Origin of the sequence: Pseudomonas sp. OG7, assembly GCF_014192825.1 — a bacterium.
In the GTDB taxonomy this organism is placed as follows: Bacteria; Pseudomonadota; Gammaproteobacteria; order Pseudomonadales; family Pseudomonadaceae; genus Aquipseudomonas; species Aquipseudomonas monteilii.
Window position 1 is genome coordinate 48094 of record NZ_JACHYK010000013.1, and the last position, 14471, is coordinate 62564.

Sequence of the window (14471 nt, forward strand, 5' to 3'; positions counted from 1 at the left end):
CCTATCCCTTCATGCGCGGCATTTCGATGCGGTGCTCATGCACCCGCCGATACAGCGTCGCCCGCGATATCCCCAACGCCCGCGCCGCATCGGCCGGTTTCCAGCGATGGCGGATCAGTGCATCCAGCAACAACTGCCGGGCCGGGCAAGACACGCTGCTTTCAGGCGAAGCAACCGCTTCACCGCGCACCTCTTGCGGCAAGTCCTGCAATTGCACCTGCCCGCCTTCACTCACCGCGCAGGCACAGCGCAACACCTGCCGCAGCTGGCGCAAGTTTCCCGGCCAACGGTAAACCAGCAATGCTTGCAGCGCATCATCGGCCAACACCACCTCGACAGCACACGCATCGGCCTCCTCGGCCAGCAGCTGATGAATCAACCCCAACCGATCCTCACGTTCCCGCAGCGGCGGCAACTCGAAGCGGGCATTGGCCAGGCGGAAGTACAGGTCTTCACGAAAACGCCCGTCCTCAACCATCGCGGCCAGGTCGCGATGAGTGGCGCAGATCACCTGGATGTCCACACGCTCACGCCGCGCGGCGCCCAACGGCGCCACTTCACCCTCGGCCAGCACCCGCAGCAGGCGCGTTTGCAGGTTCAGCGGCATGTCGCCGATTTCATCGAGGAACAGCGTGCCGCCATCGGCCTGCTGCAACAGCCCTTGCATGCCTTTGCTGGAGGCCCCGGTAAAGGCTCCAGCCACGTAGCCAAACAGCTCGCTCTCGATCAGGCTTTCCGGAATGGCCGCACAGTTCAGCGTGACGAACGGGCCATCCCGGCGCTGGCTTTGCTGGTGCAGTTGGCGGGCGAACACTTCTTTGCCAGCCCCGGTCTCACCTTGCACCAGTACCGCCAGATTGCAGTCCTTGACCCGCGTGGCCAGGCGCAGGTGCTGTTCGATGCGTGCGTCCTGGGCCTGGCGCAACGGCTGCGCGCGCTGGCGTTGCCGTGGGGCGCTGACCCGACCATACAGCCCCCCCAGACCCGGCAGGCGCTGGGCCGACGACGCGCTCACCCGGCGTAGCTGGTCAATGTCGAACAGCTCACCAATATGCTCGGGCAAGCGCCCCAGGCGCTCCACCAGCCGTTGCCGGGCCAGGCTGTTGATCGCCTGCAGGCGGCCATCGGCATCCCAGGCCAGCAGGTAGTCCGGCTGGCTTTCCACATAACCCGGCGTGCCGTGGGCGCGCATCACCCAGTGGCCTTGGGCACTGTGCATGAAAAAGGCGTTTTCGATCTCGCGGGCGGTCTGCTCCACCAGTTGGCGGATCAGATGCTGGCTACGGCGGTCATCTGGCGACTGCAAGGCTGACACATCCACCACGCCCAACAACTCGCCAAGCGGGTCGAACACCGGTGCCGCCGTGCAGGTCAGGCCGATGAACGCAGCGCGAAAGTGGTCTCGCTTGTGCACGGTGACCGGGGCCTTGGCGGTCAACACCGCCGCCACGCCGCAGGTACCCTCCTCGCCTTCCGACCAGCAGGTGCCCAGGTACAACCCGGCCTTGCGGCAGTCGTTGCGGATGGCCGACTCGACCCGGTAATCGATGGTACGCCCCTGGGCATCGGTCAGCAGTACGCAGTAGTCGGCACCGCGTACCCGCTCGTGCAGGCGTGCCACAGCATCGCTGGCGATGCGCAGGAACAGTTCGGCGCGTTCGCGGCACTCGTTGAGCAGGCTTTGAGAAAGGATACGCGGCCCCTGCTGGGACCCGGGGTCGAGGCGGTACAGCTCCATGGAACGGCGCCAGGAGTCGAGGATCAGCGGTGGCACCGGCGCCTGTGGCAGGCGGTCGGCATTCTTCAACACCCTGCTGACGCAGTCGACATGGGCTCGGGAGTTCGCGGCAAGCATTCAGGCCCTCCGGTTCTCGTTGCTGTTTTTATCGTTGTCTGGCCATTAAGCGCCTCTGGGCATGCCCCGACAAGCACTGTGTGATTACCGGCTGGCTTGAGACGCCGCGTCTCAGCGTCTCGGCAATGCCGGCCTGGCGCTGGCACCCGGCGTCTCGCCAGCACCGTGGCAAAGGCATGCCAGAACGCAATCAAAGCCCTCTAGCCCGGCCATTTCAGCCAAATCAAAGAAAGCTGGCACCGCGCTTGCTCCTGCCTTGGCAAACAAAAATACGAGGTGCGCCATGCCGCAACCCGCCCCGATTGTCGGGATCATTGCCAACCCTGCCTCTGGCCGCGACCTGCGCCGCCTGACCGCCAACGCCGGGCTCTATTCCAGCACCGACAAGGCCTCGGCCATCCAGCGCCTGCTGGCGGCCTTCGGTGCCACCGGCATCGGCCAGGTGCTGTTGCCCAGCGACATGACCGGCATCGCCGCGGCCGTGCTCAAGGCCAGCCAGGGCCCGGGCGCCCGTGACCAGCACTGGCCGGCCCTCGAAATACTCGACCTGCCGCTGACCCAGACCGTTGCCGACACCCGCCTGGCCACCCGGTGCATGGTCGAGCGCGGCGTGGCGATGATCGCCGTGCTCGGTGGCGATGGCACCCACAAGGCAGTCGCTGCCGAGGCCGGTGACGTACCGCTGCTGACGTTGTCCACCGGCACCAACAATGCGTTCCCCGAACTGCGCGAAGCCACCAGCGCTGGCCTTGCCGGTGGCCTGTTCGCCAGCGGCCTGGTGCCCGCCAGCATCGGCCTGCGCCGTAACAAGCGTCTGCTGGTAAGAGTGCCCGAGCAACAGCTGGCCGAATGGGCCTTGGTCGAAGTGGCCGTGTCGCCACAGCGCTTCATCGGCGCCCGTGCGCTCAGCCGCAGCGAGGACCTGTGCGAAGTCTTCGCCTGCTTTGCCGAACCCCATGCCATCGGGCTGTCGGCCCTCTGCGGCCTCTGGTGCCCAGTGTCACGCCAAGAGCTGCACGGTGCCTGGGTACGCCTGAACCCCGGCGCCGAACAAGCATTGCTCGCGCCGCTGGCGCCCGGCCTGCTGCAAGCCTGCGGCATCACCGCCAGCGGCCCGCTGACACCTGGCGTTGCCCATCGCCTGAGCCTGACCAGCGGCACCCTGGCCCTGGACGGCGAACGCGAAATCGAATTCGCCGAGCACGACACGCCCACCATCACCCTCGACCACCAAGGCCCGCTAAGCGTGGATGTCGAGGCCGTACTGGCGCACGCCGCCCGCCACCACCTGCTGGCCGTCCCGCGCGGCCACCGGCTGCACCCTGCATCCCCGCGTTGAGACAACCCTGGAGAACAACAAGATGTCCAATCAACTGAGTACCGAACAACTGCTGCATGCCTATGAAGTGATGCGCACCATCCGTGCGTTCGAAGAACGCCTGCATGTGGAATTCGCCACGGGCGAGATCCCCGGTTTCGTCCACCTGTACGCTGGCGAAGAGGCCTCGGCCGCCGGGGTCATGGCCCACTTGCGCGACAGCGACTGCATCGCGTCAACCCACCGGGGTCATGGCCACTGCATCGCCAAGGGCGTGGACGTGTACGGCATGATGGCCGAGATCTACGGCAAGAAGACCGGCGTATGTGGCGGCAAGGGCGGCTCGATGCACATTGCCGACCTGGAGAAAGGCATGCTCGGCGCCAACGGCATCGTCGGCGCTGGCGCCCCGCTGGTAGCCGGGGCAGCGCTGGCGGCCAAGATCAAAGGCAAGGACGATGTGTCAGTGGCCTTCTTCGGCGATGGCGCCTCCAACGAAGGTGCGGTGTTCGAGGCCATGAACATGGCGTCAATCATGAACCTGCCCTGCATCTTCGTGGCCGAGAACAACGGCTACGCCGAAGCCACCGCCTCCAATTGGTCCGTTGCCTGCGACCATATTGCCGACCGCGCCGCCGGGTTCGGCATGCCGGGTGTCACCATCGACGGCTTCGACTTCTTTGCGGTGTACGAGGCCGCCGGCGCAGCCATCGAGCGCGCTCGCTCCGGGCAAGGCCCGTCGCTGATCGAGGTCAAGCTCAGCCGCTACTACGGCCACTTCGAAGGCGATGCACAAACCTACCGCGCCCCGGATGAAGTGAAGAACCTGCGCGAATCCCGCGATTGCCTGATGCAGTTCCGCAACAAGACCACCCGTGCCGGCCTGCTCACTGCCGAGCAACTGGACGCCATCGACGCCCGCATCGAAGACCTGATCGAGGACGCCGTGCGCCGCGCCAAGTCCGATCCCAAGCCACAGCCCGCCGACCTGCTCACCGACGTCTACGTCGCCTACCCCTGAGCTGCGGATTACAAGAACAACAGGAGAACCACCATGGCAAGAAAGATCAGCTACCAGCAGGCCATCAACGAAGCCCTGGCGCAGGAAATGCGCCGCGACAACACCGTGTTCATCATTGGCGAAGACGTGGCCGGCGGTGCCGGCGCCCCCGGCGAGGATGACGCCTGGGGTGGCGTGCTGGGCGTGACCAAAGGCCTGTACCACCAGTTTCCCGGCCGCGTGCTGGACGCGCCGCTGTCGGAAATCGGCTACGTCGGGGCCGCCGTCGGGGCCGCCACCCAGGGCCTGCGCCCGGTGTGCGAGCTGATGTTCGTCGACTTCGCCGGCTGCTGCCTGGACCAGATCCTCAACCAGGCCGCCAAGTTCCGCTACATGTTTGGCGGCAAGGCAGTCACGCCGCTGGTGATGCGCACCATGTATGGCGCCGGCCTGCGTGCGGCGGCCCAGCACTCGCAGATGCTCACCTCGCTGTGGACGCACATCCCCGGCCTGAAAGTGGTGTGCCCGTCCTCGCCTTACGATGCCAAAGGCCTGTTGATCCAGGCGATCCGCGACAACGACCCGGTGATCTTCTGCGAGCACAAGCTGCTGTACAGCATGCAGGGCGAGGTGCCGGAAGAGGTGTACACCGTACCGTTCGGCGAGGCCAACTTCCTGCGCGATGGTGACGATGTGACCCTGGTCACTTACGGGCGCATGGTGCATGTGGCGCTGGAGGCTGCCAACAACCTGGCCCGCCAGGGCATCGACTGCGAAGTGCTGGACCTGCGCACCACCAGCCCGCTGGACGAAGACAGCATTCTCGAAAGCGTGGAAAAAACCGGCCGCCTGGTGGTGATCGACGAAGCCAACCCGCGTTGCTCCATGGCCACCGACATCAGCGCGCTGGTGGCGCAGAAGGCATTCGGCGCGCTCAAGGGCCCGATCGAAATGGTCACCGCACCGCACACTCCGGTGCCGTTCTCCGACGCCCTGGAAGACCTGTACATCCCTGACGCGGCGAAGATCGAGGCTGCCGTGCGCAAGGTGATCGAAGCTGCAAGGAGTGCCGCATGAGCCAGATCCATACCCTGACCATGCCCAAGTGGGGCCTTTCGATGACCGAGGGCCGGGTGGACGCCTGGCTCAAGCAGGAAGGCGACGAAATCAACAAAGGCGACGAGGTGCTGGACGTCGAGACCGACAAGATCAGCAGCAGCGTCGAAGCCCCGTTCAGTGGTGTATTGCGCCGCCAGGTGGCCAAACCGGATGAAACCCTGCCGGTTGGCGCGCTGCTGGCGGTGGTGGTGGAAGGCGAAGCCGAGGAATCCGAGATCGATGCAGTGGTACAGCGCTTCCAGGCCGAGTTCGTCGCCGAAGGGGGCGCCGACCAGGCACAAGGGCCGGCCCCGCAGAAGGCTGAAGTGGGCGGCCGCCTGTTGCGCTGGTTCGAACTGGGCGAAGGCGGTACGCCGCTGGTACTGGTACACGGCTTTGGCGGCGACCTCAACAACTGGCTGTTCAACCACCCGGCGCTGGCGGCCGAGCGCCGGGTGATCGCCCTCGACCTGCCGGGGCACGGCGAGTCGGCCAAGGCCCTGCAACGGGGCGACCTGGATGAACTGAGCGAAACCGTGCTGGCCCTGCTCGACCACCTGGACATCGCCAAGGCCCACCTGGCCGGACACTCCATGGGGGGCGCGGTCAGCCTGAACGTGGCGCGCCTGGCGCCGCAGCGGGTGGCCAGCCTGAGCCTGATCGCCAGTGCCGGTCTGGGTGAGGCAATCAATGGGCAGTACCTGCAAGGCTTTGTTGCCGCCGCGAACCGCAACGCCCTCAAACCGCAGATGGTGCAGCTGTTCGCCGACCCGGCACTGGTCACCCGGCAGATGCTGGAAGACATGCTCAAGTTCAAGCGCCTGGAAGGTGTCGATGAGGCCTTGCGCCAGCTGGCATTAGCCATTGCCGACGGTGACAGGCAGCGCCACGACCTGCGCAGTGTGCTGGGGCAGCATCCGGCACTGGTGGTGTGGGGTGGCAAGGACGCGATTATCCCGGCCAGCCACGCAGAGGGCCTGGAGGCCGAAGTGCTGGTGCTGCCAGAGGCTGGGCATATGGTGCAGATGGAGGCGGCCGAACAGGTCAACCAGCAAATGCTCGCATTCCTGCGCAAGCACTAAGCCCTTTCCCGTGAGCCTGGAGAACAACAATGAATGACCTGAGCCACACCCACATGCGCGCCGCCGTCTGGCATGGCCGTAATGATATTCGCGTCGAACAGGTCCCCCTGCCAGCCGACCCGGCACCCGGCTGGGTGCAGATCAAGGTGGACTGGTGCGGCATCTGCGGCTCCGACCTGCACGAATACGTCGCCGGCCCGGTGTTCATCCCGGTGGAGGCACCACACCCGCTGACCGGCATCCAGGGCCAGTGCATCCTCGGCCACGAATTTTGCGGCCAGATCGCCAAGCTTGGCGAAGGCGTGGAGGGCTTTGCGGTAGGTGACCCGGTGGCGGCGGACGCCTGCCAGCATTGTGGTACTTGCTATTACTGCACCCACGGCCTGTACAACATCTGCGAGCGCCTGGCGTTCACCGGCCTGATGAACAATGGCGCCTTTGCCGAGTTGGTCAACGTACCCGCCAACCTGCTGTACCGCTTGCCGCAAGGTTTCCCGCCAGAGGCCGGGGCACTGATCGAACCGCTGGCGGTGGGTATGCACGCGGTGAAAAAGGCCGGCAGCCTGCTTGGGCAGACCGTTGTGGTGGTGGGTGCCGGCACCATCGGTCTGTGCACCATCATGTGCGCCAAGGCTGCGGGCGCGGCGCAAGTGATTGCGCTGGAAATGTCCTCGGCGCGCAAGGCCAAGGCCAAAGAGGTAGGCGCCACCGTGGTGCTGGACCCCAGCCAGTGCGACGCGCTGGCGCAAATCCGCGCACTGACCTTTGGGTTGGGGGCCGATGTGAGCTTTGAGTGCATCGGCAACAAGCACACGGCCCAGCTGGCCATCGACACCATCCGCAAGGCGGGTAAGTGCGTGCTGGTAGGTATTTTTGAAGAGCCTAGCGAGTTCAACTTCTTCGAATTGGTATCCACCGAGAAGCAGGTACTGGGAGCGTTGGCGTACAACGGCGAGTTTGCCGATGTGATTGCCTTCATCGCTGACGGCAGGCTGGATATTCGCCCGCTGGTGACCGGCCGGATCGGGTTGGAGCAGATTGTCGAACTGGGCTTCGAGGAACTGGTGAACAACAAAGAGGAGAACGTGAAGATCATCGTTTCCCCGGGTGTGCGCTGATTAAACCCTCAAAGGCTGCGCAGATCCTGTAGGAGCGGCCTTGTGTCGCGAAAGGGGTGCGCAGCGCCCCCAGGATCTGTGCATCACAGGTAATATTGCCGGGGCCGCGTTGCGGCCCTTTCGCGACAAAAGGCCGCTCCTACACCAGGTGATGCGCCAGCATCTGCCCTCGCTGTCTCAGGATCCCATTCTGCGTCATACTCGGCAGACCTATTGCCCGGTCTTCGCCATGCGTCCACTGCTCCCCATCACCTTGGTCTTGCTGCTCGCCGCCTGTGGCGATGGCGAATCGCTGCTTCCGCCGGACGCACGCTTGCCTGACGGCGGGCGTTACCGGGGGCAGGTGGTCGATGGCCTGCTGCAGGGCGAGGGCCGTATCGACTACCCCAACGGCAGCTGGTACGCCGGCGGCTTCAAGGACGGCCAGTGGCACGGCCAGGGAGAATGGCACGGCCAGAACGGCGAGGTGTACCGTGGCCAGTTCGCCGGGGGGCTGTTCCAGGGACTGGGCGACCTGACCACGCCGGGCAGCCACTATGCCGGCACCTTCAAGCATGGCCGCCGCGATGGCGAAGGCACGCTCAAGCAAGCCGACCAGACCTACCGTGGCCAGTTCAAGGACGACCTCTACGACGGCGCGGGCGAACTGGAACTGGCCGACGGTAGCCGCTACCAGGGCCTGTTCGCCAAGGGCAAACCCAACGGCGCCGGCGTACGCAGCGATGCCAGCGGTAACCAGTTCAGTGGCCGCTTCGTCAACGGCGAGCTGCAAGGCAGCGGCACCTACGACAGCGTTGACGGTGAGCAGTACATCGGCGAGTTCAAGGACAACCGCCTGGAAGGTCGCGGCCGTTACGAAAACGCCGATGGCGATGTGTGGATTGGCGAATTCAAGGATGGCTCATTGATCGGCGAAGGCGAACTGCTGGGCAGCGATGGCAGCCATTACAAAGGCGAGTTCGCCGACTGGCGCCTGTCGGGCCAGGGCAGCCTGCAGCTGGCCGATGGCAGCAAGTACATCGGCGGCTTCCTGAACGATGCCTACCACGGGCATGGGCGATTGATCCTGGCCAGCGGCAAGGTCGAAAGCGGCGTCTGGGTCAATGGCGTGCGGGTACGCGACCAGAACGGCCAGTTGCTACCCGATCCGCTGGACCTGGCCCTGCTCAATCAGGGCCGCCTGCTGGACGAGGCGCTGGCCCGTGTCCCGCGCTCAGCCCCATCGATCCAGCTGTACAGCCTGGTGGTGGCCGGGGATGGCCAGCAGAGCGTGTTCCTGCGCGAAGCCGACTACGTCAGCAACATGCTCAAGGTGCGCTTTGGTGCCCGTGGCCAGATGACCTTGGTCAACCACCGCGACCACATGGCCACCCGCCCCATGGCCACTCGCGAAAACCTTACCCGTGCCGCCCGCACCCTGGCCGAGCGCAGCGGCCCTGAAGACCTGGTGTTCATCTACCTTACCAGCCATGGCAGCCAGGACCATCAACTGGTGCTCGACCAGCCGCGCCTGCAATTGGCTGACCTTTCCGCCGACGAACTGGCCACTGCCCTGGCGCCGCTCAAGAATCGAGACAAGGTAATCGTCATCTCGGCCTGCTATTCAGGGGGCTACATCGCCCCGCTCAAGGATGAGCGCACGCTGATCATGACGGCGGCCCGGGCCGACCGCGTGTCTTTCGGTTGCTCGGAAGAAGCCGACTTCACCTACTTTGGCGATGCCCTGTTCGCCGAAGCGCTGAACCAGACCGACGACCTCAAACAGGCATTTGAACTGGCACGTACCAGCGTTGCCGAAAGAGAACAAAGGGAAGGCTTCGAGGCCTCCGAGCCGCAGCTGTGGGCGCCGCCCGCCGTGCTTGAGCACTGGCAGCAGCTGCGCCGGCAACAGGCCGAAGAAGCGTTGCGTAACGCCACACAAGCCAGCGCGGAGCGACGAGCGGAAACGCCCGGCAACCACTAGAATTGTGTGTAACAAGGGAGAGACATCATGTATTTGACGCCTCAGCATGTCCTGCTTGCCGGTGCCACAGGTCTGACGGGTGAACACCTGCTCGACCGCCTGCTCAACGAGCCCACCATCACCCGCGTACTGGCGCCCACTCGCCGGCCGCTGGCCGAGCATCCGCACCTGGAAAACCCGGTGGGCGACCCAGCGGTATTCCTTCCTCAGTTGGCCGGGCGGGTCGATATCGCCTATTGCTGCCTGGGCACCACGCTGAAGCAGGCCGGCTCCGAATCGGCGTTCCGTGCGGTGGACCTGGACATGGTGGTGGCGTTCAGCAAACGTGCCCGGGAAATGGGCGCGCGGCATCTGTTAGTGGTCAGCGCGCTGGGGGCCGACCCGAAATCGTCGATTTTCTACAACCGGGTCAAAGGTGAGATGGAAGAGGCGCTGAAGGCTCAGGACTGGCCGCAGTTGACCATCGTGCGGCCGTCGTTGCTGCTGGGCGAACGCATTCAGCCACGCCTCAGTGAGCAGTTGGTTTCGCCGTTTTCCAAGCTGATACCGGGTAAATACCGAGGGATCGAGGCTTGCACCCTGGCACGAGCGCTGTGGCGCCTGGCGCTGGAGGAAGAGGACGGGATACGGGTTGTGGAGTCGGATGAGTTGCGCAGGTTGGGCAAGAAATAGGCGTTACCTATGACGGCCTCTTCGCGGGTAGCCCGCGAAAGGGCCGTTACAGGCCACCGGTGGCCTGGAAGCCTACACCGGCTGCTGTCAGCAACGACAACGGCAACAACAGGGTATCGAGCAACATGCTCCCCGGCAGGTCCAGCCCAGGATAGGCTGGTGCATCAGCCCCGTAGTGGTCTCGCGGGCAGCACCCACCATTGATCACGTACAAATCCAGCCGGGTGCCGGCATACACCACCGGCGCCCCGGGCTTGGCGGCATCCAGCGTGCGTACCGTGGCGCAGCCCCCCAGCATCACCAGCGCCAGCCCCCCCACCAACGCTCGCTTCAATCATCCACCCCAAAGTGGTGTTCACCCCAGCGCGGCAACATGTCCTGGGGAATGTTCAGCAGGTTGAGAATACGCGCCACGACAAAGTCGACCAGGTCGTCGATGGTCTGCGGCTGATGGTAGAAGCCCGGTGCCGCCGGCAGGATCACCGCGCCCATCTGCGACAGCTTGAGCATGTTTTCCAGGTGGATGGTGGAAAACGGCGCTTCGCGTGGCACCAGGATCAGTTGCCGACGCTCCTTGAGGGTAACGTCGGCAGCGCGTTCGATCAGGTTGTTGCAGGCACCGGTGGCAATGGCCGACAAGGTGCCGGTGGAACAAGGCACTACCACCATCGCCGCCGGGGCACCGGAGCCGGAGGCCACCGGCGACATCCAGTCTTCCTTGCCATACACGCGGATCTGCCCGTCGGCGGCGCCGGTGTATTCGGTAAGGAAGGCCTGCATCGCCTGGGGCTTGGCCGGCAACAGCACGTCGGTCTCGGTGGCCATTACCAGTTGCGCGGCCTTGGAGATCAGGAAGTGCACTTCGCGGTCTTCGCGCACCAGGCAATCGAGCAGGCGCAGGCCATACTGGGCGCCCGAGGCGCCCGTCATGGCCAGGGTGATGCGTTCCGGCCCGCTCACTTCAGCGCCTCGGCCAGTTTGCCGTGCAGGCCGCCAAAGCCGCCGTTGCTCATGATCACCACATGAGTGCCCGGGCGGGCCTGGCCCTTGACCCGCTCGATGATCGCGTCAAGGCTGTCGGCTACCACACTCGGGACCTTGCACTGCGCGGCGGTGGCCGCCAGGTCCCAGCCGAGGTTGGCCGGGGCGTACCAGATGACCTGGTCGGCGTCGTTGACGCTCTCTGGCAAACCGTCACGGTGGGCGCCCAGCTTCATCGAATTGGAGCGTGGTTCGATCACGGCAATCACCGGGGCCTCGCCAACACGCTTGCGCAGGCCATCGAGGGTGGTGGCGATGGCAGTCGGGTGGTGGGCGAAATCATCGTAGATGGTCACGCCCTGCACTTCGGCCACCTTTTCCATGCGCCGTTTTACGCTCTTGAACGCGCTGAGGCCTTCGATGCCCATGGCCGGGGCCACGCCGACATGGCGGGCGGCGGCCAGGGTGGCCAGCGCGTTGGCAACGTTGTGCTGGCCCGTCAGTGCCCAGTCCACCACGCCTTGCGCTTCGCCTTCGAACAAGACTTCGAAACGCGAGCCGTCGGGGCTGAGCAGGCGCGCCTGCCACTGGCCACCCACGCCTGTGGTCTGCACCGGGGTCCAGCAGCCCATGCCGATCACCCGCTCCAGCGCTTGCTCGGTGGTAGGGTGAATCACCAGGCCTTCGCTCGGGATGGTGCGTACCAGGTGGTGGAACTGCCGCTCGATCGAGGCCAGGTCCGGGAAGATGTCCGCGTGGTCGAACTCAAGGTTGTTGAGGATCGCGGTACGCGGGTGGTAATGCACGAACTTCGAGCGCTTGTCGAAGAAGGCGCTGTCGTACTCGTCGGCTTCGACGACGAAGAACGGCGTGTCGCCCAGGCGGGCCGATACCGAGAAATTCTGCGGCACACCGCCAATCAGGAAGCCCGGGCTCATGCCGGCGTGCTCCAGCACCCAGGCCAGCATGCTGCTGGTGGTGGTCTTGCCGTGGGTACCGGCAACGGCCAGCACCCAGCGGCCTTGCAGCACATGGTCGGCCAGCCACTGCGGGCCGGAAACATAGGGCAGGCCCTTGTTCAGCACGTATTCCACTGCCGGGTTGCCGCGTGACATGGCGTTGCCGATGACCACCAGGTCGGGTGCCGGGTCCAGCTGGGCCGGGTCATAGCCTTGGGTCAGTTCGATGCCCTGGGCTTCGAGCTGAGTGCTCATCGGGGGATAGACGTTGGCGTCCGAGCCGGTGACGCGATGGCCAAGTTCCTTGGCCAGCACCGCCAGCGAGCCCATGAAAGTGCCGCAAATACCGAGAATGTGAATATGCATGGTCGACCTCGCAAAACATCGAGGCAGGGTAGCCCAGGGCGCGACAAATCGCACCCGCTGTTTCGCTCAGTCGGCCCTCGCAATGCCGTGTTTGCGCAGTTTTCGATACAAGGTATTACGGCTGATGCCCAAATGCTCGGCGACACGGGTCAAGTGCCAGTGTTTTGCCTCCAGGGTCGCCATCAGCGCTTGGCGCTCGGCATCCTCCAACACAACTGGCCCTATCGCCGGCAAGCCAGATCCCACAGGGTTTGCACGCGCCTCAGGCTTGGTGCAGTACCTGTGGGAGCTGGCTTGCCGGCGATCGAGGGCGAAGCCCTCGCGAACAATAGCGGGGAGATCCGAGAACTCGATTCGGGCTTTCTCGCAAAGCGCCACCAAGGTACGCAGCACGTTGCGCATCTGCCGCACATTACCCGGCCAGGCAAAGTCCAGCAGCGCCTGACGCGCCCTGGGCTCCAGTTCGACACGTTGCCCCTGCGCCTCCTGATGCAGCAAAAAGTCCAGCAGCTGTGTTTTGTCACTGCGCTCACGCACCGCCGGCAACGCCACCTCCAGGCCATTCAGGCGGTAATACAGGTCCTCGCGGAAACTGCCCTGCTCCACCCGCTCCAGCAAGTCGCGGTGGGTGGCGCTGACAATACGGACATCCACCGCTTGCGGCTCGCCACCGATGGGCACCACCTGGCGCTCTTCCAGTACCCGCAGCAGGCGGGTTTGCAAGGCCAGCGGCATGTCGCCGATCTCGTCCAGCAGCAAGGTGCCGCCATCGGCCTGCAGCAGCTTGCCGCGCATGCCTTCTTTGCGTGCTCCGGTAAAACTGCCGCCTCGGTAACCGAACAACTCGCTCTCGATCAGGCTTTCCGGGATCGAGGCACAGTTGATGGCGATGAACGGCTTGCCGCGTCGCCCGCTGGCCTGGTGCACGGCCTGGGCAAACGCTTCTTTGCCACAACCGGTTTCACCACGTAGCAACAGCGGCACGTCACGCTCGAACACCCGTACGCTGCGGCGGAATTCGTTCTGCAGAGCCGGGTCGAGCAGGCAGATGGCCGGTTCCATCGGGTGCATGGGCAAGGGTTGCGCAACAGGCACCGACCACACGGGCGCACGGGCCTTGCCGCGCAGGCTGGCAAACACTTGGCGACCGTCCAGCGTATGCAGCGGCCAGACCGTGCTGCCAGCGGGGGTGGCGCGGCTGAACAGTTCGTCGTGGCTACAGGCAAAAAAACGCTCCACGGGTTTGCCCAGCACGCCACCGCGCACGCTGCCCAGCAGGTTCAACGCGCTCTGGTTGGCAGCACAAATCCGCCCATCGCCGTCGAACGCCAGCAGGCCTTCGCTGAACAGGCCGACCGACTCGGCCTGCAGGTGAAAACGCAACAGCCACTGCTGCTCGAAGTGGCGCAGGAAATAGCAGCTTTCAATCATCTTCGCCGACAGGTTCACCAGCGCCATGGTGTGGAACTGGCTCTGGCGCGAAACGTCAGGCCGCGCGGATGACACATCCAGCACCGCCAGCAACTCGCCATGCGGGTCGAACACCGGGCTGGCCGAGCAGGTCAGGCCAGTGTGGCGGCCGCGAAAGTGCTCGTTCTGGTGAATGGTCAATGCCTGGCGCTCGACCAGGCAGGTGCCGATGCCGTTGGTGCCCTCGCGCGCCTCGCTCCAGTCGGCGCCCAACCACAGCCCGGCACGCTCGAAGCTGCGCCGCTCGGTGGCCGCGCTGACGCAGTTGAGGATCACCCCGCGGGCGTCGGTCAGCAGTACCGCATGGCCGGCGCCGGAAAGCTGCTGGTGCAGGCTGTTCATTTCATGATCGGCAATTTGCAGCACCTGGCGCAGGCGCTCGCGGCTTTCCAGCAAACGCCCATGCTCTAGCACCACGGGCGCCTCGATTACCGAAGGGTCGAGGTGGTAGTCCTCCAGGCAGCGCAGCCAGGAACGGGCGATGGACGGGTCACTGCCCCCCTCCCCGGCCCCACCATGGGCAACGGTATGCACTTGCTGGGCATGGCGAATGAAAGGATTGCTCTGCATTTGTTGTAGTTCTCCGCAG

The 14471-nt window shown here is 64.9% G+C and carries 12 protein-coding genes; 7 read left to right on the forward strand and 5 right to left on the reverse strand.

Going from position 1 to position 14471, the window contains the following annotated elements:
- Window position 1 precedes the first annotated feature (1 nt).
- Window positions 2-1855 carry a sigma-54-dependent Fis family transcriptional regulator gene (locus tag FHW75_RS25765; protein WP_183675149.1) on the reverse strand — a complete coding sequence of 618 codons (1854 nt, stop codon included), beginning with the start codon at window positions 1853-1855 and terminating at the stop codon, window positions 2-4.
- Window positions 1856-2138: 283 nt separating this feature from the next.
- On the opposite strand from FHW75_RS25765, the gene FHW75_RS25770 reads away from it, so the two are divergent.
- The 7 genes from FHW75_RS25770 to FHW75_RS25800 all read left to right on the forward strand — a co-directional run bounded on the left by FHW75_RS25770 (window position 2139) and on the right by FHW75_RS25800 (window position 10106).
- On the forward strand, window positions 2139-3194 hold the full coding sequence (locus FHW75_RS25770) for an ATP-NAD kinase family protein (RefSeq protein ID WP_183675152.1): 1056 nt from the start codon (window positions 2139-2141) through the stop codon (window positions 3192-3194).
- Between the two features lie 22 nt (window positions 3195-3216).
- Window positions 3217-4194 carry a thiamine pyrophosphate-dependent dehydrogenase E1 component subunit alpha gene (locus tag FHW75_RS25775; RefSeq protein WP_019097910.1) on the forward strand — a complete coding sequence of 326 codons (978 nt, stop codon included), beginning with the start codon at window positions 3217-3219 and terminating at the stop codon, window positions 4192-4194.
- A 33-nt stretch (window positions 4195-4227) separates the two neighbouring features.
- Window positions 4228-5250 carry an alpha-ketoacid dehydrogenase subunit beta gene (locus FHW75_RS25780; protein ID WP_013970705.1) on the forward strand — a complete coding sequence of 341 codons (1023 nt, stop codon included), beginning with the start codon at window positions 4228-4230 and terminating at the stop codon, window positions 5248-5250.
- Window positions 5247-6353 carry an acetoin dehydrogenase dihydrolipoyllysine-residue acetyltransferase subunit gene (locus tag FHW75_RS25785; protein WP_019097909.1) on the forward strand — a complete coding sequence of 369 codons (1107 nt, stop codon included), beginning with the start codon at window positions 5247-5249 and terminating at the stop codon, window positions 6351-6353. Before FHW75_RS25780 ends, FHW75_RS25785 begins: the two co-directional genes overlap by 4 nt.
- A gap of 53 nt (window positions 6354-6406) precedes the next feature.
- Window positions 6407-7471, forward strand: a complete 1065-nt coding sequence (locus FHW75_RS25790; protein ID WP_256576303.1) for a 2,3-butanediol dehydrogenase — start codon at window positions 6407-6409, stop codon at window positions 7469-7471.
- A 229-nt stretch (window positions 7472-7700) separates the two neighbouring features.
- Window positions 7701-9434, forward strand: a complete 1734-nt coding sequence (locus FHW75_RS25795; protein WP_016715386.1) for a C13 family peptidase — start codon at window positions 7701-7703, stop codon at window positions 9432-9434.
- A gap of 27 nt (window positions 9435-9461) precedes the next feature.
- On the forward strand, window positions 9462-10106 hold the full coding sequence (locus FHW75_RS25800) for an oxidoreductase (RefSeq protein ID WP_016715385.1): 645 nt from the start codon (window positions 9462-9464) through the stop codon (window positions 10104-10106).
- 46 nt (window positions 10107-10152) lie between these two features.
- Here the strand turns inward: FHW75_RS25800 and FHW75_RS25805 are convergent, their stop codons facing one another.
- From FHW75_RS25805 to FHW75_RS25820, 4 genes are all read right to left on the reverse strand, one after another.
- Complete coding sequence (locus FHW75_RS25805; RefSeq protein ID WP_084297499.1) at window positions 10153-10440, reverse strand: YceK/YidQ family lipoprotein; 288 nt, start codon at window positions 10438-10440, stop codon at window positions 10153-10155.
- Window positions 10437-11066 carry a flavin prenyltransferase UbiX gene (ubiX, locus tag FHW75_RS25810; protein ID WP_016715383.1) on the reverse strand — a complete coding sequence of 210 codons (630 nt, stop codon included), beginning with the start codon at window positions 11064-11066 and terminating at the stop codon, window positions 10437-10439. Before ubiX ends, FHW75_RS25805 begins: the two co-directional genes overlap by 4 nt.
- Window positions 11063-12412: a UDP-N-acetylmuramate:L-alanyl-gamma-D-glutamyl-meso-diaminopimelate ligase gene (gene mpl / locus FHW75_RS25815; RefSeq protein ID WP_019097905.1), complete on the reverse strand. Its 1350-nt coding sequence runs from the start codon at window positions 12410-12412 to the stop codon at window positions 11063-11065. Before mpl ends, ubiX begins: the two co-directional genes overlap by 4 nt.
- A 66-nt stretch (window positions 12413-12478) precedes the next feature.
- On the reverse strand, window positions 12479-14452 hold the full coding sequence (locus tag FHW75_RS25820) for a sigma-54-dependent Fis family transcriptional regulator (protein ID WP_084297500.1): 1974 nt from the start codon (window positions 14450-14452) through the stop codon (window positions 12479-12481).
- Window positions 14453-14471: the final 19 nt, after the last annotated feature.